The sequence below is a fragment of the Sphingobacterium sp. JB170 genome (genome assembly GCF_900163865.1).
Classification (GTDB): domain Bacteria; phylum Bacteroidota; class Bacteroidia; order Sphingobacteriales; family Sphingobacteriaceae; genus Sphingobacterium.
Map to the genome: position 1 here is coordinate 149,163 of NZ_FUKU01000026.1, position 22,192 is coordinate 171,354.

At 41.9% G+C, this 22,192-nt stretch carries 20 protein-coding genes; 2 read left to right on the plus strand and 18 right to left on the minus strand.

Annotated elements, in window-relative coordinates:
- Positions 1-3 precede the first annotated feature (3 nt).
- From yidD to mscL, 4 genes are all read right to left on the minus strand, one after another.
- On the minus strand, positions 4-258 hold the full coding sequence (gene yidD, locus FM107_RS06175; RefSeq protein WP_086947643.1) for a membrane protein insertion efficiency factor YidD: 255 nt from the start codon (positions 256-258) through the stop codon (positions 4-6).
- A complete protein-coding gene (locus FM107_RS06180) occupies positions 221-634 on the minus strand; it encodes a ribonuclease P protein component (protein ID WP_256959378.1) in 414 nt (137 codons plus the stop codon). The genes yidD and FM107_RS06180 overlap by 38 nt, the downstream gene beginning before the upstream one ends.
- Before the next feature lie 50 nt (positions 635-684).
- The gene (gene rpmH, locus FM107_RS06185) at positions 685-843 is read right to left on the minus strand and encodes a 50S ribosomal protein L34 (protein WP_086947645.1); all 159 of its coding nucleotides are present in this window, start codon (positions 841-843) and stop codon (positions 685-687) included.
- A 194-nt stretch (positions 844-1,037) separates the two neighbouring features.
- On the minus strand, positions 1,038-1,445 hold the full coding sequence (gene mscL / locus FM107_RS06190; RefSeq protein ID WP_086947646.1) for a large-conductance mechanosensitive channel protein MscL: 408 nt from the start codon (positions 1,443-1,445) through the stop codon (positions 1,038-1,040).
- Between the two features lie 546 nt (positions 1,446-1,991).
- On the opposite strand from mscL, the gene FM107_RS06195 reads away from it, so the two are divergent.
- Positions 1,992-2,639, plus strand: a complete 648-nt coding sequence (locus FM107_RS06195; RefSeq protein ID WP_086947647.1) for a response regulator transcription factor — start codon at positions 1,992-1,994, stop codon at positions 2,637-2,639.
- A gap of 124 nt (positions 2,640-2,763) precedes the next feature.
- Here the strand turns inward: FM107_RS06195 and FM107_RS06200 are convergent, their stop codons facing one another.
- From FM107_RS06200 to mraZ, 14 genes are all read right to left on the minus strand, one after another.
- Entirely contained in the window at positions 2,764-3,906 is a 1,143-nt protein-coding gene (locus FM107_RS06200; protein ID WP_086947648.1) for a sugar phosphate isomerase/epimerase, read from the minus strand.
- 77 nt (positions 3,907-3,983) lie between these two features.
- A complete protein-coding gene (gene ftsZ / locus FM107_RS06205) occupies positions 3,984-5,681 on the minus strand; it encodes a cell division protein FtsZ (RefSeq protein ID WP_179204428.1) in 1,698 nt (565 codons plus the stop codon).
- A gap of 144 nt (positions 5,682-5,825) precedes the next feature.
- Positions 5,826-7,190 carry a cell division protein FtsA gene (gene ftsA, locus FM107_RS06210; protein ID WP_086947650.1) on the minus strand — a complete coding sequence of 455 codons (1,365 nt, stop codon included), beginning with the start codon at positions 7,188-7,190 and terminating at the stop codon, positions 5,826-5,828.
- Positions 7,191-7,227: 37 nt separating this feature from the next.
- Entirely contained in the window at positions 7,228-8,055 is an 828-nt protein-coding gene (locus FM107_RS06215) for a cell division protein FtsQ/DivIB (protein ID WP_086947651.1), read from the minus strand.
- Complete coding sequence (gene murC / locus FM107_RS06220; RefSeq protein ID WP_086947958.1) at positions 8,048-9,403, minus strand: UDP-N-acetylmuramate--L-alanine ligase; 1,356 nt, start codon at positions 9,401-9,403, stop codon at positions 8,048-8,050. The genes FM107_RS06215 and murC overlap by 8 nt, the downstream gene beginning before the upstream one ends.
- 3 nt (positions 9,404-9,406) lie before the next feature.
- Positions 9,407-10,504, minus strand: a complete 1,098-nt coding sequence (gene murG, locus FM107_RS06225) for an undecaprenyldiphospho-muramoylpentapeptide beta-N-acetylglucosaminyltransferase (protein WP_086947959.1) — start codon at positions 10,502-10,504, stop codon at positions 9,407-9,409.
- 5 nt (positions 10,505-10,509) lie between these two features.
- Positions 10,510-11,703, minus strand: coding sequence for an FtsW/RodA/SpoVE family cell cycle protein (locus tag FM107_RS06230; RefSeq protein WP_086947652.1), 1,194 nt, complete (start codon positions 11,701-11,703; stop codon positions 10,510-10,512).
- A gap of 11 nt (positions 11,704-11,714) precedes the next feature.
- Positions 11,715-13,088, minus strand: a complete 1,374-nt coding sequence (gene murD, locus FM107_RS06235; RefSeq protein WP_086947653.1) for a UDP-N-acetylmuramoyl-L-alanine--D-glutamate ligase — start codon at positions 13,086-13,088, stop codon at positions 11,715-11,717.
- Between the two features lies 1 nt (position 13,089).
- Positions 13,090-14,334, minus strand: coding sequence for a phospho-N-acetylmuramoyl-pentapeptide-transferase (gene mraY / locus FM107_RS06240; RefSeq protein WP_086947654.1), 1,245 nt, complete (start codon positions 14,332-14,334; stop codon positions 13,090-13,092).
- 2 nt (positions 14,335-14,336) lie between these two features.
- Positions 14,337-15,791 carry a UDP-N-acetylmuramoyl-L-alanyl-D-glutamate--2,6-diaminopimelate ligase gene (locus FM107_RS06245; protein ID WP_086947655.1) on the minus strand — a complete coding sequence of 485 codons (1,455 nt, stop codon included), beginning with the start codon at positions 15,789-15,791 and terminating at the stop codon, positions 14,337-14,339.
- A 4-nt stretch (positions 15,792-15,795) separates the two neighbouring features.
- Positions 15,796-17,916, minus strand: coding sequence for a penicillin-binding protein (locus tag FM107_RS06250; RefSeq protein ID WP_086947656.1), 2,121 nt, complete (start codon positions 17,914-17,916; stop codon positions 15,796-15,798).
- Between the two features lie 25 nt (positions 17,917-17,941).
- Positions 17,942-18,349 carry an FtsL-like putative cell division protein gene (locus tag FM107_RS06255; protein WP_086947657.1) on the minus strand — a complete coding sequence of 136 codons (408 nt, stop codon included), beginning with the start codon at positions 18,347-18,349 and terminating at the stop codon, positions 17,942-17,944.
- Between the two features lie 9 nt (positions 18,350-18,358).
- Positions 18,359-19,273: a 16S rRNA (cytosine(1402)-N(4))-methyltransferase RsmH gene (rsmH, locus tag FM107_RS06260; protein ID WP_086947658.1), complete on the minus strand. Its 915-nt coding sequence runs from the start codon at positions 19,271-19,273 to the stop codon at positions 18,359-18,361.
- Positions 19,266-19,739 carry a division/cell wall cluster transcriptional repressor MraZ gene (gene mraZ / locus FM107_RS06265; RefSeq protein WP_086947659.1) on the minus strand — a complete coding sequence of 158 codons (474 nt, stop codon included), beginning with the start codon at positions 19,737-19,739 and terminating at the stop codon, positions 19,266-19,268. Before mraZ ends, rsmH begins: the two co-directional genes overlap by 8 nt.
- A 510-nt stretch (positions 19,740-20,249) precedes the next feature.
- On the opposite strand from mraZ, the gene aspS reads away from it, so the two are divergent.
- Positions 20,250-22,004 carry an aspartate--tRNA ligase gene (gene aspS, locus FM107_RS06270; RefSeq protein WP_086947660.1) on the plus strand — a complete coding sequence of 585 codons (1,755 nt, stop codon included), beginning with the start codon at positions 20,250-20,252 and terminating at the stop codon, positions 22,002-22,004.
- The last annotated feature ends 188 nt before the right edge of the window (positions 22,005-22,192 follow it).

The following is a 22,192-nucleotide window of genomic DNA, read 5'->3' on the forward strand; positions in this document are numbered from 1 at the left end:
TCACTATGGAACGGGGTCATGTCCGTGACCACCCCAAGGATGACAACGAAGAATACGCCGAATTGCCAAATACCCCCCTTTAAATGGACCATACTTCAATATAGCTTCTTTGCCATATTGTGAGCAGGTAGGAGAATAGCGGCAATTCGCACCAAGCAGTGGAGATAGAAACATCTGATAAAGACGGATAATGAATACAAAAACCCCTTGCAAAGGCGTTTTAATCAACTTTTCCCAGATATAATTTACTACTTTCATCCTTCAATCTTTCTATCACGGTCAGCATCCGCAGATGTAAATCTGTTGATGCAGGCATATCACTCCCCTTTCCTATATATTGTAATGCAAGAAGCAAATGTAACGAATGTTCTTCAAGGAACTCTACGAGTACGTACTTTTGCAATCGAAACGCCTCGCGCATTCGTCGCTTAATAAAGTTTCGGTCAACAGCTCTTTTAAACCTTCGTTTAGATACAGAGAGGATGGATTGTAAGGGAACCTCTTTGGCAAGAGGATCAAATGACTTAAATACAACCCGATAGGGATATACAACAAAAGAAGAACCATCATGAAAAAGTCTATCAATCAACCTTTTACTACACAATCGTTCTTCTTTTTTAAATGTATGTTTCATAATGACTTTATGTCGGCGTACAAGCCTTCAGCAGTCACCGCATACACATATTAACCTTTGTGACGGTATTCGTCAGAAACGCTTAAGCGCTTTCTACCTTTAGCTCTACGAGAAGCCAATACTCTTCTACCGTTAGCAGAACTCATACGCTCTCTGAATCCGTGCTTATTTCTTCTTTTTCTTTGCGAAGGCTGAAATGTTCTTTTCATGACGCTATATTGCTTATTTTAAATATTTTTAATCAACTTGTTCCCTCCAAGGGGAATGCAAAAGTAAGGTAATTTTAGAAAATAAGCAAACATTATTCTCTTTTTTTATTACCACTAACAATCACAAAACCACCTGAAAAATATAGCCACCGATCGAGCGGTGGCTATGCCTGTGCGTTAGACTTTTAGTGTCGCTATTTAGATCCGAGTAAATCTCTGATCTCTGTTAGCAACACTTCTTCCTTGGTAGGGGCTGCCGGCGCTTCCGGTGCTGCAATCTCTTTCTTTTTCATTGAATTCATCGCTTTAATCACCGCAAAGATACACATGGCGACAATCAAAAACTGAATTACCACATTGATAAAGTTACCGTAGTTTATCGATACCTCGGCAACTCCAGCTGCCTCATTCGCTTCTTTCATTACGTATTTTAAACTTGCAAAATCAACCCCGCCAGTTATATACCCAACTGGAGGCATAATAATATCAGCCACTAATGAAGTAACAATTTTCCCGAACGCAGCGCCGATAACAACACCGATAGCGAGATCAACTACGCTTCCGCGCATTGCAAACTCTTTAAATTCTTTTACAAATCCCATAATTTAACTATTAACTATTTTTAACAAACATGAATGTATACATAAATATACACAAATCCATGACAATATTAAGACAATTGGTCGGGATCAGTTAATTTTTATTTTAGGAAAGACTCCTCTAAAAGTTTAGCATAATTTTCTTAAATTTAGATATTGAGATACAAGAAATGATCAGCTGCCTATTAAATGAAAACTGCAAGCTGTTCGTTAACTATTTTGAAATTGCACAGCGGGAGAAACGACGATAACAAACATTACTTACGAAACATAAGAAATTGAACGCGACCTTGTAAAAGACGACTAATTATTAACGAAGCTTAATAAAAAGGACATTACTTTGTTGCCACTTGAATGTTATGTCGAGCACGTTTACGAACTATCATTAAAATAGATGCTAAACAAGCCGTCGATACTAAAAAAATCACGACAGCAAAACGACGGAAATAAGGGGATATTAACAATAATTATTAACAGGAAGCAGCGATACGCAGGCGCATTCCTCACGCACACCCTCTACGGATAACGCGTGACTCCTGCCTTAAACCTATGAAAAACATTTTAATTGCGGACGACCACAGCATCGTTAGGCTAGGAGCCTCTGTTATTATCAAGGAGACATTGCCGACAGCAACAATTTTGCAGGCACAGACCTACGATGAAGTATACGCGACGCTGAATAATTCCCCGATCGATCTAATCCTTCTTGACATAAACATGCCTGGGGGGAACAATATCAACGTGATAAAGAAAATACTATCGATTCTGCCATCAATCAAAATTCTCGTATTTTCTTCCTACGAGGAGAACTTATATGCCCTACGGTATATTGGCGCCGGCGCCGCTGGCTACCTTAATAAAAACACGGCCATGTCAGAATTAAAAAATGCAATACAAAGTATCGAATCGCGCGGGAAATACATGTCCGACACAGTAAATGAGCTTTATGTACAAAAAATCACCAGTAGCAAAGCTTCATTTAATGAGAATAACCCATTATTTCAACTGTCGAATCGCGAGATGGACGTTGCAAAACACCTCATAAAAGGGCTTGGAATTTTGGAAGTTGCAAATCTAATGGGGTTAAGTTCCTCAACCGTTAGCACCTATAAAAGTAGAATTTTTGAAAAGCTAAATATAAACAATATCCCGGAGTTAATAGAGATTTACAAGCTTCATACTGGAGACTTCCAATAGCAATATAATTCTATTTTTATTCTTTTTAAAAAGTGGGGTGGCTTCCTAGAGACTATTTAAATCTCCAGGAAGCCACCCCACTGTTGAGACCGTTATGCCCCATATTTTCAAGACTGTAGCTCCGTTACAATCGATCAATAGTAATTTCAGGAATATCAGAAACGCTTGGCACTTGAAGATTACCTTGCGATTTAGGGTAAACGTAACCCTGATTACAATCTATATCCCAAAGCAATGGTGCTAGAAAACCAATGCAGTGTGCAAAACCTTGGTTGGTCGCATGCACATTGCCGGTATCTTTAGAATTTTTCGCTTCATTCTCGATTTCAAACGGGCCGTTAAACCCACGCTCCTGCAATATCGATACAAAATCATTCCAATCCATATGATCTGTACCTCCAAAACCAGGTAACATTGCCTCATAGTGATGACGATCCCAATCGTGCTCAGGTATATCAACACCAGCCCGACTAGCAAGTGCTTCACTTACATGCTGCATAGGATACATCCCTCCCCATTCCACACGAGCCTTTGTCTTCAAGTTACGCGTCGTCTTTACGTGGATGCGTTTAAGACGATTCATATCCATTTGCGAAATTACATCAACAGGATTATTATTTTGCCATATATCGTGCGACGGGTCATAAATTTCGCCGTGTGCCGGACTAGGAATCATAGCATACATTAATTTACGTGCCGCAAGTACACCAGGCAAGTTATTATAGGTTGATGTATACCGAGCAGAACGCCACCCTTCCATCGGGCAGTTTTCATAGACGATCGTCACACCCAAATCCTCCGCATATTTTACAATCGGCGTAAAAACACGTTGATACTCTTCTAAATTCTTTTCGAATCCATCGATCTGATTACCCAGATCATGATTATAGCCGACAAAAGTACCGACTTTAACGTCATTACGATCACCACCTAATAGGTGAGCTATTCGGATCAAGCGGAGCAAATGGTTTTGGTTTGCAACACGCTCTTTTTCCTCGCCACCGATCATGTTCTCGAATGCACCAAGAGAGAGACCTAATTGAGCCGTATTAAATTTATCTAGCAAAATTTTAGCATCCTCGGTAGAAAAATTCTCGTAGTCCAAATGTGTGGCCGTATGGTCCGTACGTGTTCCATCTTTGCGAAAAACACATAAATCAATTCCCTGCGCACCTACATTTTTTGAGACTTCAATCAATTGATCCAGGGGCAGCTTATCATAAGCAGAACTCATTACCCAAATCGGGTTGTTTAGTTTATTTGACATTCCAAGTTTTAAATTAAATTATTCGTTAAACAAAAAAAGGACAGCATCGCCGTCCTCCTTTTATAATAGGGTAATTATTAATCTACATTGTCATGTAAAAACGAGTTATTAGGACGAATTTCTGTTTCACCATCATCAAAGGACAACGTAAAACGAGATACCTGAGACTGTGATGAATGAGGAACCTCATCTAGCGGCTTTTGTCTTCTTTTATAAGCAGGTTCCGTTTCTAGCTCCTGCAAACCATTGCTCGATTTCAATTTCATACTCAACTCTTTTAAGCGTAAAATACGCTCCTTAGTTTTCATTAGTTGATCTTCGAAATCTATTTCTTTATTATCTTGTTCAATCGATGCCGAAGCGGCCGATTCTGACTGCATTTTTTCAAGTGGCGCACTTTCCTCTTTCGTCCCTTCGTCTTTCGCATTATAATTATCAAACACAGACGGCAGTTTAAACTCAAATACCGATGGCGAAGTCTTTAATTCGTACCCTTGCGTATCGTCTTCCTTTTCCGAAACATCCTCTGGGTCATCGAAACTTAATGTATGACGTATTATTTGAGGCTCCTCTTGCGGCTTTGTAACCGCCGAGTTAATAGGCTTTGGCGAGGTAAACAAATCTGCCGATGGCGCAGGCTTAGGAGTCGGAGTCGAAACAACTGTATCTTGCACGGGCTTAATGAAAGGCTGAGTAGGATCAGTAGGCTCGGTAGAAAACTGATTTTGAACAACAGGCTTTACAAATTGATTAGCCGTAGGCTCTGGTGTTAGCGGCAATGCAATTTTTTCTTTTTCCTTTTCTTTCACACGCTGCTCCGCAGTCTGAAAACCGGTGGCAATAATTGTTACGGATAATTCATCTTCGAAATTCTCATCGATACAATTACCCCAAATCAAGTCAGCTGACAAGCCAGCTTTCTCCTGAATGTAATCCGTAACGATTGCAACCTCGTCCATCGTTACTTCTTTGGTACCCGATGTTATGTTCAATAATATATAGCGAGCACCTTCGATCTCATTATCTTTCAATAAAGGCGAAGCAAGTGCACCTGTCACCGCTTCAATGGCTCGGTTTTCACCTTTAGACACCGCATTACCCATTATTGCTACACCACTATCATTCATCACGGTTCGAACGTCTTTAAAGTCAACGTTTACATAACCAGGAATCGTGATAATTTCGGCAATACCTTTTGCTGCTGTCGTTAATATATCATCTGCTTTAGCAAATGCAGCAGTCATTGTTAAGTTGCCAAAGATCTCTCGTAAACGATCGTTAGAGATTACTAAATACGAATCCACATATTTCCGTAATTCTTCTAATCCTTCTTCGGCCTGGGAACGACGACGTTTACCTTCGAATGTAAAAGGGGTAGTTATGATTGCAACGGTTAAAATGCCAAGTTCTTTTGCTGCTTTAGCTAATACGGGACTCGCACCAGTTCCAGTACCGCCACCCATTCCTGCAGTGATAAAAAGCATTTTTGTATTGGTACCTAACATACGTTTGATATCCTCAATACTTTCAATCGCGGAATTTTCACCGACATCCGGATCGGCACCTGCGCCCATTCCTTCAGTCAAACTTGTTCCCAATTGCACCTTATTAGGAATTGGACTAAGCTCTAACGCCTGCGCATCGGTATTGCAAACGATAAAATCAACCCCACTTATTCCTTGCAAGTACATGTGATTAACGGCATTTCCGCCGCCTCCACCAACCCCAATAACCTTAATTATTGATGATTGTTCCTTTAACATTTCAAATTGCATCGACATAAATTTACCCTATTTAACTCTTGTTAAACCATTTAGAAAACCAAAAACAGATTCAACAATACAATGTAATAATACCAAAATCTTCACAACAGTTTTCCACAATTGTTAATTTGTGGAAAAATTATCCGTTGTGGAAAACTACTTCTTTCCAATAAAGGTGTCGTCGTCAATTCCCGCGTCATCTTTAATAAAATCCGAGAGAATCTTTGTAAACCAGCTTTCCTTTTTCCGCTTCTCCTCCGCAATCTCTGTAACCTTCTCTTTTGGCGCTGATTTAGAGACCACTTCCTGATGGGTTGCATCATCTTCTTCAATATTCTGCACCCCTTTTATCAATAAACCAATCGAGGTGGCGTACATCGGGCTCTTTAATTCTTCTAAGGCTTGTTTGTTCAGCATTTCGGTTTTAGCCAAAAACTCATTTGGATAACCGATTCTACACCCAATGCCCGTAATGTACTCCACCAACTGGACCAAATGTCTCAACTGAGCACCTCCACCAGTGATAACGATACCAGCAATAAGTTTATCTTCGTAGCCTGAAGACTTAATTTCGTAATATACGTGCTCGATAATCTCTTCCATCCGAGCTTGGATAATATAGGCCAAGTTTTTTACGGATATTTCTTTCGCCTCGCGTCCTCGAATACCCGGCACACAGATAACTTCGTTATCTTTATTCTCATCGGCTAAAGCAGAACCATAACGAACCTTTAATTGTTCAGCCTGATTACGCAAAACGGAACAACCTTGTTTAATATCTTCCGTTACTATATTCCCGCCCAATGGAATCACCGCCGTGTGACGAATAATTCCTTCATGGAAGATAGCGAGGTCCGTAGTCCCCCCCCCAATATCAACTAAAACAACACCAGCAGTTTTTTCCTCTTCATCTAACACAGCTTCAGATGATGCAAGAGGTTCAAGCACTAACGATGACACTTCTAAATCCGAATTATCAACGCAACGCTTGATATTACGAATGTCGGTCACCCGACCAGAAATAATATGAAAATTAGCCTCTACACGCCTACCAGCCATACCAATCGGTTCTTTAATTCCAGGCTCGTTATCAATTGTAAATTCCTGCGGAAGAACGTGAATAATCTCCTCACCCGGAGGAAGCACCAACTTGTACATGTCCGAAATCAATTGTTCGACATCCATGCGTCCGACTTCGTCATAATCTCGTTTAGTTAAGATACCTCGGTGTTGAATACTTTTTATATGTTGACCAGCAATCCCCACGCTAACAACTTTAATGTCGACATTAGATTGAGATTCAGCTATCGACACTGCTTCTCTAATACTGCCCACTGTTTTTTGGATGTTGGCCACTACGCCACGGTTCACCCCCGAAGATTCTGCTTTCCCCACACCCAACAATTCGATCTTATTCGTACCACTACGACGACCAACGGTTACACAAATTTTTGTTGTACCGATATCCAATCCTACGATAATTGGATTTTCTCTCTCGTTTTCTGCTAATCTTGGTTTCATATGCTGTGTATTTTGTTGCTGTTATTATTTCTGTTTTCTAGTTCATTTTTAATTTCATTTGCAAACTATCCAGTACCCAACTGCCTTTACGTTCACAAATTATCTGATCATCGAATTTTACATTTACCGTTTTGTAGGCATCTGAACCAACTTTTGGTAAAATCTTCGTATAAAAGATGGACAGACGATCAAGCTTTCCATCTAAATTATCCGCATCTCCTAAAAGAAGCTGTTGGGTGCCAACCCGCGGTATTATTTCTATATCTTTTTGCTCGTTCACAAAAAGTTGAACGATTTGATTGCTCCAAAGGGGATCATTCTTAACATGCTTTACAATCGACAATAGATCTTTTACAAGCTGTGTTTGAATAGTATCCAACGCGGTCTTATAACCCTCCGTTATATTTCCATTTGCCACCAAAACGTGTGGAACATATTTTAATGTTACAGGAACCTTTGCGCCGTCAGTATCGACATAATATTCCTGTCCGACATTGTTTACTATACGCAATATCACTTCTCGTTGTGTGACTGCAATCTGTAGAACGCCGTCCATGTCTGCATGTACCTCCGCAGTAGCAACATAAGGCAGTTTCAACAATGCCTTTTCAATTTGCTCGGATGGCAGTGTTGCGAGTTCCGTTCCAACAATTCTACCAAACTCTTTGTTGACCAAATCAGAAATATCATGCTGATCAATAAATGTTTCTTTACCTTCAACCATCACTTTCATCGAAGTGCAGATTTGAACAGTATCTTTCGTCTTAACCAAACTCATTAGCATACCAATACCGAACAGACCAATAGCTGCTAAAAAGAAATAGCCTACAATGCGCCACGGTATGTTATGAACAAATTTAAGCATGTTCAATAATCTCCTTTAATGGTTTAACCAATTTATCAATATCTCCGGCCCCCATTGTGACGATCAATGCTGGTTTTTCCTGTTTCGCATATTCCAAAACTTGTTCGGGCGTTACAAGACGTTTATTTTCCAGTTCTACTTTATCGAATAACCATCTAGCATTTACGCCTTCTATCGGGATTTCTCGTGCGGGATAAATATCCATTAACAACAGAACGTCTGCGCTACTTAAAGCTTGGGCGAATCCATCCACAAAATCTCGGGTTCTGCTGAACAGATGTGGCTGAAACACAACAGTTAGTTCCCGATTTGGGTATAATTTTCTAACCGAAGCTAAAAAAGCTTTTAATTCTTCGGGATGATGTGCGTAATCATCAATATAAATCGAGCGCTCATTGCGTGCAACATATTCAAAACGTCTTTTCGCACCTCGGAACGAGGACAGAGCTTGTTTTATTTTCTCGACCGATATTCCTAATTCCAAGGCAACGACAATTGCGGCTACGGCATTTTCCACATTGTGAATACCAGCTATCCCCAAATGGATATTTAATATAGTATCGTCTTTTCCATAAAAATCAAAATGAAAAGCATCGTTTTCAATTCGAATATTTGCGGCATATGCATCGGCCTTGTCCTCTAAGGCATAACGGACAGAACCTTCAAATGGGAGTCCCTTTTTGACGATCTTCGTACCATTCTCGACAACACGCGCTAAAAACAGCTCGAAAGATTCCAATAAATGTTTCTCATCACCATAGATATCCAAATGATCGGCATCGCTCGAGGTAACTATTGCTATGTTCGGATGTAATGTCAGGAATGAACGATCATATTCATCGGCTTCCACTACTACAACATTATTTTCTCCATACAACACATTCGTGTTATAATTCGAACTTATGCCACCCAAAAAAGCCGAACAGTCGTAACCTGAATCTTTCAGTACATGAGCAATCATCGTTGAGGTTGTTGTCTTCCCATGCGTTCCAGCTACGGCAATAGTAAACCTACTTGCACTGATAATCCCTAGCACTTCGGACCGCTTATAAAGACGAACGCCACTGTCTAGTAAAGCCCTCTTTATGGATAGATCTTGTGGCACAGCAGGCGTGAAAATCACTAAATTTTCCTTCGACGGCTCATTAAACGAATCGGGCACTAACGAAGTATCGTCCTGATAAATAACACGGATACCCTCTGCTACCAGCGCTTTGGTTAATTCGGTCTCGGTTCTATCGTACCCTTCAACCTCACACCCTAGGTGATGGAAGTAACGAGCAAGCCCACTCATTCCTATCCCTCCAATTCCTAGAAGGTAAACACGTTTAATATGGTCGATATTCATCATTTATCTTATTAATTTCAACACTTCATTTGCTATATTGACGTCAGCATCGAGCTTCGCCATCTTATTTATTTCCCGGCCCAAAGACGCACATTGTTCAGGGTGATCGAGTAGATTAAGAACAGTCGTCATCAATATATCGGTCGCTTCACGGTCTTTAATCATCACGGCGGCGCCTTTACGTACTAAAGCATCAGCATTCTTGGTTTGATGGTCCTCGGCAACATTTGGAGATGGTACGAGCACTACTGGCTTACCAACAACACATAATTCAGAAATAGTCCCTGCTCCCGCCCGTGATATTACAATATCTGCAGCCGCATAAGCATAATCCATCCGTTGTAAAAACGGCATCAATTTCACATTTTCAGAAAGCTCACCTTCGAGATCTGCTTGCAATGAATCCACATAATAACTACCACATTGCCAAATCACCTGGATATCTGCCTCTTGAAGCTTTCCCAGCGCCTGGCGAACGCATGTATTTAAGGTATTTGCCCCTAAACTTCCCCCGGTAACCAAAATCGTTTTCTTTGTCGTCTTTATCCCAAAATGCAGGTGTGCCTCCTCACGTTTACCATGAATTTCGACGGATGCACGACGAACAGGATTGCCGGTGAGCAGCAGTTTATCTGTAGGAAAAAATCTTTCCATCTGCTCATACGCAACACAGATTTTCTTTGCTTTTCCGCCGAGCCTCTTGTTGGTGACGCCCGCATAAGAATTCTGTTCTTGTATTAGCGTCGGTATACCCATCATGTTAGCGGCCATCAATAGCGGCCCCGATGCAAAACCACCCACACCAACGGCAACTTCTGCCTTAAACTCTTTAATTATTCGCCGCGAGGTCCACAAACTTGAAATTAACTTAAAGGGTAACAAAAGATTTTTAAACAGCGACTGTCGATTGATCCCTTGAATATCCAATCCCTTAATTTGATAACCAGCTGCGGGTACCTTTTCCATCTCCATACGACCATGTGCACCCACGAAGAGAATCTCAACAGTTGGGTCGATAGCACGCAAAGCATTCGCTATTGCGATCGCTGGGAAGATATGTCCTCCGGTTCCCCCACCACTTATAATTATCTTATGAGCCATCATCATTATATTGTCCCCACTACAACCTTCCTAGATTGTGGTGATTCATTTAATTCTTCTTTATTCTTTAATTCCTCTACATTCCTACTCACACTGAGGATAATTCCTAATGCAATACTGGTAAATAATATCGAGGTCCCCCCCATACTTACTAACGGAAGTGGAACACCGGTAACCGGCCCCAATCCAACTGCCACACCCATATTTGACAGCGCCTGTATCGTCAAACTAAAGCCAAGCCCTGCTGCTAAAAAAGCACCGAATGCGCGTGGCGATAAAGTCACAATACGAATACATCGATACATCAGTGCAAGGTAAAGAAACAATAAAATTGCGCCACCCAGTGTCCCGTACTCTTCAATTATAATCGCGAAAATAAAATCGGAATAGGGATGCGGTAACAAATTACGTCCTACGCTATTCCCTGCCCCTTTTCCGAAAAACTCTCCCGACGCAATCGTCATTTTTGCAAGCTTGGCTTGGTAGTTTTTATCTTCTTGAAAAGGTACCGGATTTCCCGTAGCCTGTTCCGTACGAAAAAAACCTTCGATTCGACTTAAATAGGTTGCCCTTCTTGGTCCGATAAGTATCACCAGCACGAGTAGAAATCCCCCCCCCACACAAACAATGCCTATCTGCTTAGCGCTAATACGACCAATAAGAAGTAACAGAACGCAGGTACCAAATAACATCAGGGCTGTTGACAAATTCGCCCACGCAATCAAAATAAACACCGCACAAACGGCCCCCATAATAGGAACAAATGAGCGCTTCACATCTTTGATATCCTCCTGTTTACGCGAGAGCATCCGCGCAAGAAAGGTGATTAAGGCCAGCTTTGCTAAATCTGACGTTTGAAACGTTTGATTAATCACCGGAATTGTAACCCAGCGACTTGCATCGTTTACGCTATTGCCACCGATCAATGTAAAAAGCAACAAGGGTATCGTTATCAGCATTAGCAATTTAGATATACCTGCATAATAACGATAATCCAACTTGTGCGACAGATACATCAACACCAACCCGATGGCGATGATCGAGAAATGCTTAACTAAGTACATCTCCGTGCCTTTACCCTCTTTATAGGCCAAAGTTCCAACTGAACTGTATACGGCAAGCAAAGACCAGCCAGATAGGATAATAACAATTATCCATATCCACTTATCTCCTCGTAGCTTACTAAATATCTGTTCCATTATTTAATCTTTTAAAGGCTCATTACAGCTTCTTTAAACTTATCACCTCGTTCTTCAAAATTCTTAAACCAATCGAAACTGGCACACGCTGGCGAAAGAAGAACGGTATCACCCTTTTTTGCTAAGTATGACGAAATTTCTACGGCGTCCTTCATCGAGGAGGCATTCACGATAACATCGGTATCATCCTCAAAAGACTCATGAATTCGTGTTGAGTCTTTACCAATACACACAATGGCTTTCACTTTGGTTTTAACCAAATCACGCAACATTTCGTAATCATTCCCTTTATCAACTCCACCCATAATGAGGACAATATCCGGCGAAAAACTCTCGAGAGCGTACCAAACAGAGTTAACGTTTGTTCCTTTCGAGTCGTTGATATAGTTCACCCCACCTATACAAGCGACATGCTCCAAACGATGTGGAATGTTCACATAGGACTCCATACTTTCTTTCATCGTCTGGTTGCGCAGCTCCTGTACTTTCGCTATTAACCCAGAGGCCATATTATTGTAGACGTTATGTTTTCCCTGAAGGGATAGTTCTTCGATATTCATCGTAAAAGTGTCTTTGTTAGGTACGTTAATTATAATATTATTTGAGCCGTCAAGGTGCGCCCCTACTTGAACATCCCCTAATTGGGTAAATGGCAAGTATGTCGCATCGGTTTTATATTCCGCTAATCCTTGAACGGTAAGTTCATCGTCTGCACAGTAAATAAAGTAGTCGCTCTCACGTTGATTTCGAATTATGCGAAATTTCGAAGCGATGTAATTTTCAATTTTATGGTCGTAGCGATCTAAATGATCCGGCGTTACATTTAGCAGCACAGCAACGTCAGCACGAAAATGATACATATCATCCAACATAAAACTCGAGATTTCCAAAACATACACGTCAAAATTTTCACGTGCAACTTGCAATGCAAAACTTTTCCCAATGTTTCCCGCCAGGCCGATATTTACGCCTCCTTTTTGTAACATGTGGTAGGTTAACATTGTTGTAGTCGATTTACCGTTAGACCCCGTGATACAGTACAATGTAGCGTCGGTATATTGCGCTGCAAATTCAATCTCCGATATCACAAGCACACCTGAAGCCTTTAGCTGCGTAATGAGCGGAGCGTGTTCGGGAATTCCAGGGCTTTTTACGATCAGGTCGGCCCGCAAGATCTTGTCGACACTGTGCTGCCCCTGTTCAAAGGCAATCGATTCATATACTAATGTTTCTTCAAAGGATGTGGCGATAACACCCTTATCCGAAACAAATACATCGAAACCTTTCTCTTTGCCTAATATTGCAGCACCAATACCGCTTTCCCCTGCGCCAAGAACGACAAGAAAACCCGACTGTGGATAATATGTATTTTCAATATTTGGCATTCTATCTAACTTTTAAGGTTACTATCGTTAAAATTGCTAGAATAATGGACACGATGAAGAACCGCATAACGATCTTTGATTCGTGATACCCCTTTTTTTGATAATGGTGGTGAACCGGCGACATTAAAAAGATACGCCTACCTTCTCCATACTTCTTTTTTGTATATTTGAAATACGATACCTGTAGTATAACTGATACATTCTCAATGAGAAATACGCCACATAAAATAGGTATCAACAACTCTTTGCGAATAAGTATTGCAAAGGCCGCAATGATTCCTCCAATAGCCAAACTTCCCGTATCACCCATAAACACCTGCGCTGGGAATGCATTGTACCATAAAAAACCGGTACACGCCCCCACAAAAGCACCTGCAAAAATCACGAGCTCGCCGGAGTTTGGGATATACATGATGTTCAAGTAATCCGAAAAGATAACGTTACCCGAAACATAAGCTAAGATGGCCAGAGTAATCCCAATAATAGCAGATGTACCCGTTGCGAGCCCATCGATACCATCGGTAATGTTGGCCCCGTTAGAAACCGCAGTCACAATAAAAACAACAACGATCAAAAACACAATAAAAGTAGCCAAGCTACTATTCAACCCGAACATACTAAGCACCTTAGCGTAGTCAAATTCATTGTTTTTATAAAATGGAATATTCGTTTTAGTTGACTTTACATTTTCCGCATAATAGCGCTCACCCGTTTGGGTGTCGGTCATTATTTGAACAGCCTTGGTTGAGGTGGGGTTTTGAACCTGTTGACGCGCAACAATATCAGGATGAAAATACATCGTAATAGCGATCAAAGTCCCCAAACCAATTTGCCCAATAACTTTAAAGCGACCAGCCAAACCTTCTTTATTTTTTTTAAATACTTTTATATAATCGTCCAAGAAGCCGATCGCACCCATCCATACGGTAGTAATGATCAAAATGATGACGTAGATATTATCCAATTTCGCAAACAGTAGCGTAGGAATTAATATCCCCGCAATAATTATTAGCCCACCCATGGTTGGTGTTCCGGCTTTTTGCTTCTCCCCGTCCAGACCTAGGTCCCTAATTGTTTCACCAACTTGCTTGTTATGGAGCGCTCTTATCAACCGCCCACCGAATACTGTGGTAATAATCAACGAAACAATAACAGCCATAGCCGTCCGAAACGAGATGTATTGAAACAACCCCGCTCCAGGTATATGCATATTTTCTTGTAACCACGTAAATAAGTAATATAACATCTCTATTGTTCGTTAAATGTTTCTTCTAATATTTCCCTATCATCGAAATGATGTCTAACGCCTGAAATCTCTTGATACTTTTCGTGCCCCTTCCCTGCTACTAAAACAACGTCACCGGGTTGGGCCAAATGGCAAGCGGCACGTATAGCCTCTCGTCTTTCTGCGATAGTAAAAACGTTCTTACGATCTTTACTATCCACGCCTAGCTCCATGTCACGAATGATCGCCAGTGGATCTTCTGTCCTCGGATTATCAGAAGTAATGATAACTTTATCGCTCAAACGAACCGCAGTCTTTGCCATCTCGGGCCGTTTGGTTTTATCACGATCCCCACCGCAACCCAAAACAGTGATTATCTGTTGTTTTCCTTGACGCAATTCCCGTATGGTGGAGAGCACATTTTCAACAGCATCGGGGGTGTGAGCGTAGTCGACTACGCCAACCACGCCATTTTTAGCATGCACCACCTCAAAGCGTCCTTCAGCACCTACAATTTCACTCATCATCGTCAATACCTTCATTGTTTCTTGTTCCAGTAGGATTGCCGTGCCATAGACCGCCAACAGGTTGTAAGCATTAAATCCACCAACGAGTTTCACCCACACTTGATGACTATCGATTTCTAGCAGCATCCCGTCAAAATGACTTTCGATAATCTTCGCCTTAAAGTCGGCCATATTTTTCAAACCGTAGGTTTTTTTATGGCCAAACGTATTTTGAAGCATAACCATACCGTTGCGATCATCATGATTGGTTAAAGCAAATGCAAAACGATCCAAATCGTCGAAAAACTTTTTCTTCGCGTTGATATAATTAGCAAACGTCGAATGGAAATCTAAATGATCGTGTGTAATATTCGTAAAAACCCCACCTGCAAAGCGTAATCCAGCAGTACGTTGCTGCACAATCGCATGGGAACTAACCTCCATGAAACAGTAATCACAACCTTGGTCGACCATTCTACGCAACAACGAGTTCAAGACTATAGGATCTGGCGTGGTGTGCGTTGCTGCAATTATTTCACTACCAATTCTGTTCTCAACAGTGGATATCAAACCAACGTGATAACCCAAATTTTCAAATAAATTAAATAATAGGGTCGCGATGGTCGTCTTACCATTGGTGCCGGTAACACCGACAAGTTTTAGTTCTTTTGAAGGATCACCGTAAAAATTTGTCGCTAACAAACCCAGCACATACGAGGTGTCGGCAACTAAAACATAGGTTACATCATCGTTAAACACGACAGGATATTCGTCAAGTACGATTACTTTAGCACCTTGAGCGATCGCTTTATCAACATACAGGTGACCATCGGTATGTTCACCTCGAACTGCAACAAACAAACTGTCATCCACTGCGATTCGAGAATCGAAACACAACGACAAGACATCAACCTCAAGTTCTCCTTGAAATTGCTGAACGGGAATCGCATGTAATAGTTCTTTCAGCTTCATATCCTTAATTCAATGCCAATATGATTGGCGTACCAACTTTCGATTTTGTTCCCGCGGCAAGCGACTGGTTGATGACTTTACCTTTTCCGGTAACATGTGTCTTAAACCCCGCATTTTCCATTACATATATCGCATCGGTCAACCCCATCCCCTGTACATTAGGAACGACACCTTCTTTGATACTCGTCTCCACAAATGGGATTCCTTTACCGGCCGTATCTACATTTTGCACGAGTGCACTCCAATTAGTCGGTCGAAATCCTAATGCTTGATAAACTGCATTCGAAGCCTCTTTGGATCCGACGAGCGTCAATGGAATTGTTGACCCCACGGTATTCACTTTTCTACTTGCAAATGTCTTATGTAACCCCATATCGTTAGCAAAAACCATATCGGCCAACTCTTTAAACACAGGCCCCGCTGTTGTCGCCCCGTAATACCCTTTTCTTGGATTTCTAATAACCACAATCATGGAATACTTCGGATCTTCCGCTGGAAAATAGCCAGCAAATGAGGACTGATAACGCCGAGCACCATACCCTCGAGCACCATCGTTCATTTGCGCAGTCCCAGTTTTACCACCAGAGCTGTAAAGCGGAGAACTTAACGTTTTTCCGGTTCCTTTTACCATCACTCGCTCGAGCATATCCTGTGCCTGACGAATAGCATCAGGCGAAGCAATACGCTCTCTAAGAACACGCGCATCGAACTTTTCAATGGTGTTTCCTAAATGCCGTATCTCCTTGACAAAAAGGGGGGCTAGGAGCTTACCATCATTTGCAACGGCATTGTAAAAAGCCAACGTTTGCAACGGAGTTAGTCGAAGCTCATACCCATACGCCATCTGCACTAAGGAAAGCTTACTCCATGTGCGACTATCGGGAGATTTAACCCACGGTTTTGTTTCCCCGGGAATCTGCAAGCCTAATGGATCTCCAAGGCCAAAATCATGCAGCTTTTCCGTATATTTTTCTGGATGCTCGGAATAGAACGTATTCACTAATTTTGCAATTCCCACATTTGAGGATTGCTCGAATGCCTCACTAACGGTCATAACCGATTTCTTTGGCGCATGTGAATCACGAATGGTGTGCGAGGGAACTTTATACGTTCCGTTTCCAACGTCCACGGTCGAGGTGGTATCCACATAATCATCGTCCAAAAGGGCTAAATAGCTTGCCAACTTAAACGTTGAACCAGGATCTGCCCCCTGCGCAATAGCATAATTATATTTCTCACGAAACACACCTTCACTATCCCTCGTGAAATTTGCAATCGCCCGCACTTCTCCAGTTTTAACCTCCATTAAAACAACACAACCATTGTCAGCATCGACAGCAATCAACTGCTTTTCTAAAGCACGTTGTGCCATATCTTGCATATTAACATCGAGCGTAGAAATAATATCAGACCCATCAACCGGCGCGACCTCAACTTCTCGATTTACCGGAACCCACACGCCTCCGGCGATCCGCTGCATTATCTGAGAACCACTTTTACCATCGATATAAGAACCATAGGCTCCCTCCAATCCAACTAAAACGGTATCTCCTTTAGTATTTTTATAACCAATCGTACGTGCCGCTAGGTTCGTAAAAGGCAATATTCGCTTATTTTGACGCACCGTAACAAGGCTTGTAGGATAACGTTTTTTACCATCCCGAAAAGTATGAAGCAAAGGGAAATTTTTAATTATTTTTAAGTCCTGATGCGACACGTCTCGCTGTAGCAGTACGTAGCGATGTCCCTTAGCGCGTGCGTTCTTCAGTAGCGTTAAATATTGACGTGAAGAACGATCACCAAACTTCTTTTCTAAACGACTTGCCAGCGAGTCGACTTTTGAATTAAATATATCATTCGCTTCCTCCGGAATCGACATTGCATCAAACCGCACCTCATACTCGGGAACCGACGTCGCTAACAAGCTACCGTCATTCGAGTAAATATTCCCACGAACCGCCTCAATAGTTCGCTCGCGAATCGTCAAGCTATCAACCATCGCGCGCCACTCCGCACCATCTACATATTGCAAATGAATCAATTTCCCAAATACCAGCAAAGCACCAAACACCATAAGCCCGAATGCCAGGTATACCCTCATAAGTATAGATTTCCTTATATTCATTTGCCTCTAGTTTTCTTTTTTACTTTTACTCCGCTTCTTCGTTTACTTCCAGTTTAATTGCAGGCTGTCGACGTTCTTTTAATCCCAATGTATCTGCGCGCTTAGCGATTTCTGATTGCGTTGTTAATTTCATTAATTCCGCAGAAAGTGACTTATAATCCCAACTCAATTCCTTCACATCTCCGGCTAAACCATCTATGGAACGAACTGTTCTTTCAGCCAAATGCCTATTTGATATATAAACCAATCCAATTAAAGCAACAAAGGCAGCGAACGGAAGATTCTTGGTCACCAAATAGCTTGAAAGCGGCTTAGCTACAAAGATCGAACGCAGAAAATGATGCGTTTCCTCAACTTTCTCTTCGACAGATTCCTGAATCTCTTCCTGAACCTCGTCGCTTAATTCTTTACTTTTTATTGTATTCCTAGCCATAATCTAAGCTTAAGTCTGTCGTTCTGCCACTCGCAACTTCGCACTACGTGCTCTATTATTTAACTCCAACTCATCAGCCCCAGCACTTATAGCCTTTCTGCTTATAACTTTAAAAGGTTTGATCTCATTACCATAAAAATCCTTCTCTACATCTCCCCTAAACTTTCCCTTTTGCATAAAATTCTTCACCAATCTATCCTCTAAGGAATGATAGGACATGACAACCAACCGCCCCGCGGGCTTCAGCACAGCAACAGTTTGCTCCAAAAACTCCTGCAAAGCATCGAGTTCTTGATTAACCTCAATACGCAATGCCTGAAACACCTGTGCGTGATATTTATGTTCTTTACCTTTAGGTACTAATCGCACAATCGCTTCTTTCAATTCAGCAACTGTTTCAATGCCCTTGGTTAAACGAGCTACAACAATCGCTTTCGCGAGTGTACGCGCATTTTGAATTTCACCGTACATCCCAAAAATGCGATGTAATTCCGCCTCGCTGTATGTATTTAGCACTTTCTTAGCGTCCAAGTCAGCTACCTGATCCATGCGCATGTCTAGGTCAGCATCGTAACGAATTGAAAAACCTCTTTCCGGCGAATCAAACTGATGCGAGGAAACCCCTAGGTCACCTAAAACCCCATCCACACTGCGTATACCGAGTAATCTTAAATTGTTTTTCAAGAATTTAAAATTATGCTGCACAAGGGTAAACCGAGGATCGTCAATAGCATTCTCCACTGCATCAGGATCCTGATCAAAAGCAATCAGGCGACCATTCTCACCCAAGCGGCTTAAAATCTCTCTAGAGTGTCCACCCCCACCAAAAGTAACATCAACATAAACACCATCAGGTTTAATTGCCAGTGCATCCATGCATTCGTTCAACATCACCGGGATATGATATGCGCGAGGATTAGCCATTTAAACCTCCTTCCAGATCAAATCCACCCATCACCTGCTCCGCTAAATCTGAAAAATCCTCTGTCGCCAACTCTACCATTTGCCTATCATACTCTGACTTGGACCACACTTCGATTTTCCGAAGGTTACACGCTAAGACGAGCTCACTACCCACTTCCGCATACTCTAACAGACTCTTTGGTAACAAAACCCGCCCAGCCGAATCCAACATCAATTCGGTAGCACCGCTCGTAAATTTGCGCACAAACTCTCTCCCCTTTTTCTGAAACTGACTGAGGCGCGAAAGTTGATCCAAAATCTTATTCCATTCACCGCGCGTATAAACAACTAAATTCTTCTCGAAACCACGATTCACCACAAGCCCTTCACGCTCGACATCAGGCAATTGCCTTTTGAGCCCGGCAGGAACAACCATTCTTCCTTTGGCGTCCAACTTGCATTCGTATTCTCCGATTAAATAATCCATTTATTTATATCACTTCTTTCTAATTATAATGTAAAAGTATACACTTTCTCCCACTTTCCCCCACAATATAACACAAAAAAGTTTTCCACATCGAAAATAACGCCACTACAAACGAAACTCGAGTTGGCTAACACCCGCGTACAGCCTTACAAACAAAGGGTTACAAGGTGATCCTCGCGAAAATTAATTTCGTTAGTCATCGAAACACCTGGTAATTAGATAAGCAATTTTGGCACATTTACATCTCAAACAAAAGCCTTCAAATACCGAAATTTTCAAGCAACTGCCCCCTTGGTGGGGAAAAGTGGTGTAACCTGTCCCTGTTCTTAAACGGCGGTGGGAGAATGTGTCACAAAAGAGAGTAGATTAGAACTACAAACTTTCTTTATTGTCCACGAAATGCGATATTTTTGTACGAAATCGAGTTCGTTTGGTATATCCCGCCGTGAAACAATGCGACGTGCGTGCTTATGCTCATTTTGTATAAATTTTTAAAATTTCTAGTTTATAATGTATAGAAGTCATAATTGTGGCGAATTACGTATTGCCGACGTAACAAAGGATGTTACCCTATCTGGATGGGTACAGAAGTCCCGTGATAAGGGTTTTATGATTTGGGTCGATTTGCGGGATCGTTACGGTATTACACAGCTCATATTTGACGAATCTCGGACGCAAAAATCCATCATGCAACTGGCAAAGTCTCTGGGTCGAGAGTTCGTTATACAGGTAAAAGGTACGGTCATCGAACGCGAGGCAAAAAACACAACCATGTTAACCGGTGAAGTCGAAATACTTGTTAATGAGTTACAAATATTAAACCAGGCGCAAGTTCCTCCTTTTACGATCGAGGATGATACAGACGGAGGTGAAGATATCCGCATGAAATACCGATATCTTGACATCCGCCGAAATCCCGTTAAAAACAGCTTATTGTTTCGTCATAAAGTAACCCAGCAGGTGCGAAACTATTTATCGAACCTAGATTTTTGCGAAATAGAAACCCCTTATTTAATTAAATCCACACCCGAAGGTGCAAGAGATTTCGTTGTTCCCTCGCGAATGAATCCGGGTCAATTTTACGCCCTACCACAATCGCCGCAAACGTTTAAACAACTATTAATGGTCGCCGGTATGGACCGTTATTTTCAAATTGTGAAGTGTTTTCGTGATGAAGATCTTCGCTCCGATCGTCAACCTGAGTTCACACAGATAGACTGTGAGATGTCATTTATCGATCAGGAAGATATACTAGAAGTTTTCGAAGGGCTAACACGTCATTTATTGCGTGAAATACATCATATTGAACTCGACAAGTTCCCTCGCATGACGTATCGTGAGGCGATGAATAAATATGGTAATGACAAACCGGATATCCGGTTTGGAATGGAATTCGGTGAATTAAACACTGTTGCTCAAAACAAAGATTTCACCGTATTCAATAATGCAGAGCTTGTTGTCGGTATCGCTGTTCCGGGCGCTGCATCCTATACACGCAAACAAATTGACGAGCTGGTCAACTGGGTTAAACGTCCGCAAGTAGGGGCCTTGGGTATGGTGTACTGCAAATGCGAAATTGACGGCACGTTTAAATCGTCTGTCGATAAATTCTACGATCAACAAGATTTAGCCAACTGGTCAAAAGCAACCCAAGCACGCGCAGGTGATTTAATATTGATACTTTCAGGACCCGCCGACAAAACACGCGGGCAGTTAAGCGCGCTTCGCATGGAGCTAGGAAATCGTCTAGGTCTTCGTAAGCCTGATGAATTCGCGCCTTTATGGGTTATTGACTTCCCGCTTTTAGAGTGGGATCAAGATACAAACCGCTACCACGCGATGCACCACCCTTTCACCTCACCAAAAGTGGAAGACATACATTTGCTTGACACGAATCCGGTTGAAGTGCGTGCCAACGCCTATGACCTGGTATTAAACGGAAATGAAATTGGTGGGGGGTCAATACGTATACACGATAAACAGACGCAAGCCTTAATGTTTAAACACCTCGGGTTCACCCAAGAGCAGGCCGAAAAACAATTCGGCTTCCTGATGAACGCCTTTGAATACGGCGCGCCACCGCACGGAGGTCTGGCATTTGGACTTGACCGGCTAACCGCCATCTTAGGAGGGCAAGAAACTATCCGCGATTTCATCGCGTTTCCGAAGAACAACGCTGGTCGCGACATAATGATCGATGCGCCGTCCGCGATCGACCAAACGCAATTACAAGAATTGCACCTCCAGCTAGACGTGCAAGACTAATTCCCCGTTAGAATTCTAGTGATTTAAGGGGCTATAGTACAATTAAAATTTGTACTATAGCCCCTTAAATCCATAAAGCACGCTATCCGAGCTATACGTAACTTTTACATTTAGCTGCCGCCCATTTCGTTAACCGCAAACCAATAGTCCAGTTACCTTGCTAATCCATTGAAAAAAGATTATTTTTA

Bases quoted from the DNA above. Each gene is read 5' to 3' on its own strand.
- FM107_RS06215 (WP_086947651.1), bottom strand. From the start codon at position 8,055: ATGCTTAAATTTGTTCATAACATACCGTGGCGCATTGTAGGCTATTTC.
- murC (WP_086947958.1), bottom strand. From the start codon at position 9,403: ATGAATATCGACCATATTAAACGTGTTTACCTTCTAGGAATTGGAGGG.
- mraZ (WP_086947659.1), bottom strand. From the start codon at position 19,739: ATGGATTATTTAATCGGAGAATACGAATGCAAGTTGGACGCCAAAGGA.
- aspS (WP_086947660.1), top strand. From the start codon at position 20,250: ATGTATAGAAGTCATAATTGTGGCGAATTACGTATTGCCGACGTAACA.
- ftsA (WP_086947650.1), bottom strand. From the start codon at position 7,190: ATGAAACCAAGATTAGCAGAAAACGAGAGAGAAAATCCAATTATCGTA.
- FM107_RS06230 (WP_086947652.1), bottom strand. From the start codon at position 11,703: ATGGAACAGATATTTAGTAAGCTACGAGGAGATAAGTGGATATGGATA.
- FM107_RS06250 (WP_086947656.1), bottom strand. From the start codon at position 17,916: ATGAATATAAGGAAATCTATACTTATGAGGGTATACCTGGCATTCGGG.
- FM107_RS06180 (WP_256959378.1), bottom strand. From the start codon at position 634: ATGAAACATACATTTAAAAAAGAAGAACGATTGTGTAGTAAAAGGTTG.
- FM107_RS06255 (WP_086947657.1), bottom strand. From the start codon at position 18,349: ATGGCTAGGAATACAATAAAAAGTAAAGAATTAAGCGACGAGGTTCAG.
- yidD (WP_086947643.1), bottom strand. From the start codon at position 258: ATGAAAGTAGTAAATTATATCTGGGAAAAGTTGATTAAAACGCCTTTG.
- rpmH (WP_086947645.1), bottom strand. From the start codon at position 843: ATGAAAAGAACATTTCAGCCTTCGCAAAGAAAAAGAAGAAATAAGCAC.
- murG (WP_086947959.1), bottom strand. From the start codon at position 10,504: ATGGCTCATAAGATAATTATAAGTGGTGGGGGAACCGGAGGACATATC.
- ftsZ (WP_179204428.1), bottom strand. From the start codon at position 5,681: ATGCAATTTGAAATGTTAAAGGAACAATCATCAATAATTAAGGTTATT.
- murD (WP_086947653.1), bottom strand. From the start codon at position 13,088: ATGCCAAATATTGAAAATACATATTATCCACAGTCGGGTTTTCTTGTC.
- FM107_RS06200 (WP_086947648.1), bottom strand. From the start codon at position 3,906: ATGTCAAATAAACTAAACAACCCGATTTGGGTAATGAGTTCTGCTTAT.
- FM107_RS06195 (WP_086947647.1), top strand. From the start codon at position 1,992: ATGAAAAACATTTTAATTGCGGACGACCACAGCATCGTTAGGCTAGGA.
- rsmH (WP_086947658.1), bottom strand. From the start codon at position 19,273: ATGGCTAATCCTCGCGCATATCATATCCCGGTGATGTTGAACGAATGC.
- mraY (WP_086947654.1), bottom strand. From the start codon at position 14,334: ATGTTATATTACTTATTTACGTGGTTACAAGAAAATATGCATATACCT.
- FM107_RS06245 (WP_086947655.1), bottom strand. From the start codon at position 15,791: ATGAAGCTGAAAGAACTATTACATGCGATTCCCGTTCAGCAATTTCAA.
- mscL (WP_086947646.1), bottom strand. From the start codon at position 1,445: ATGGGATTTGTAAAAGAATTTAAAGAGTTTGCAATGCGCGGAAGCGTA.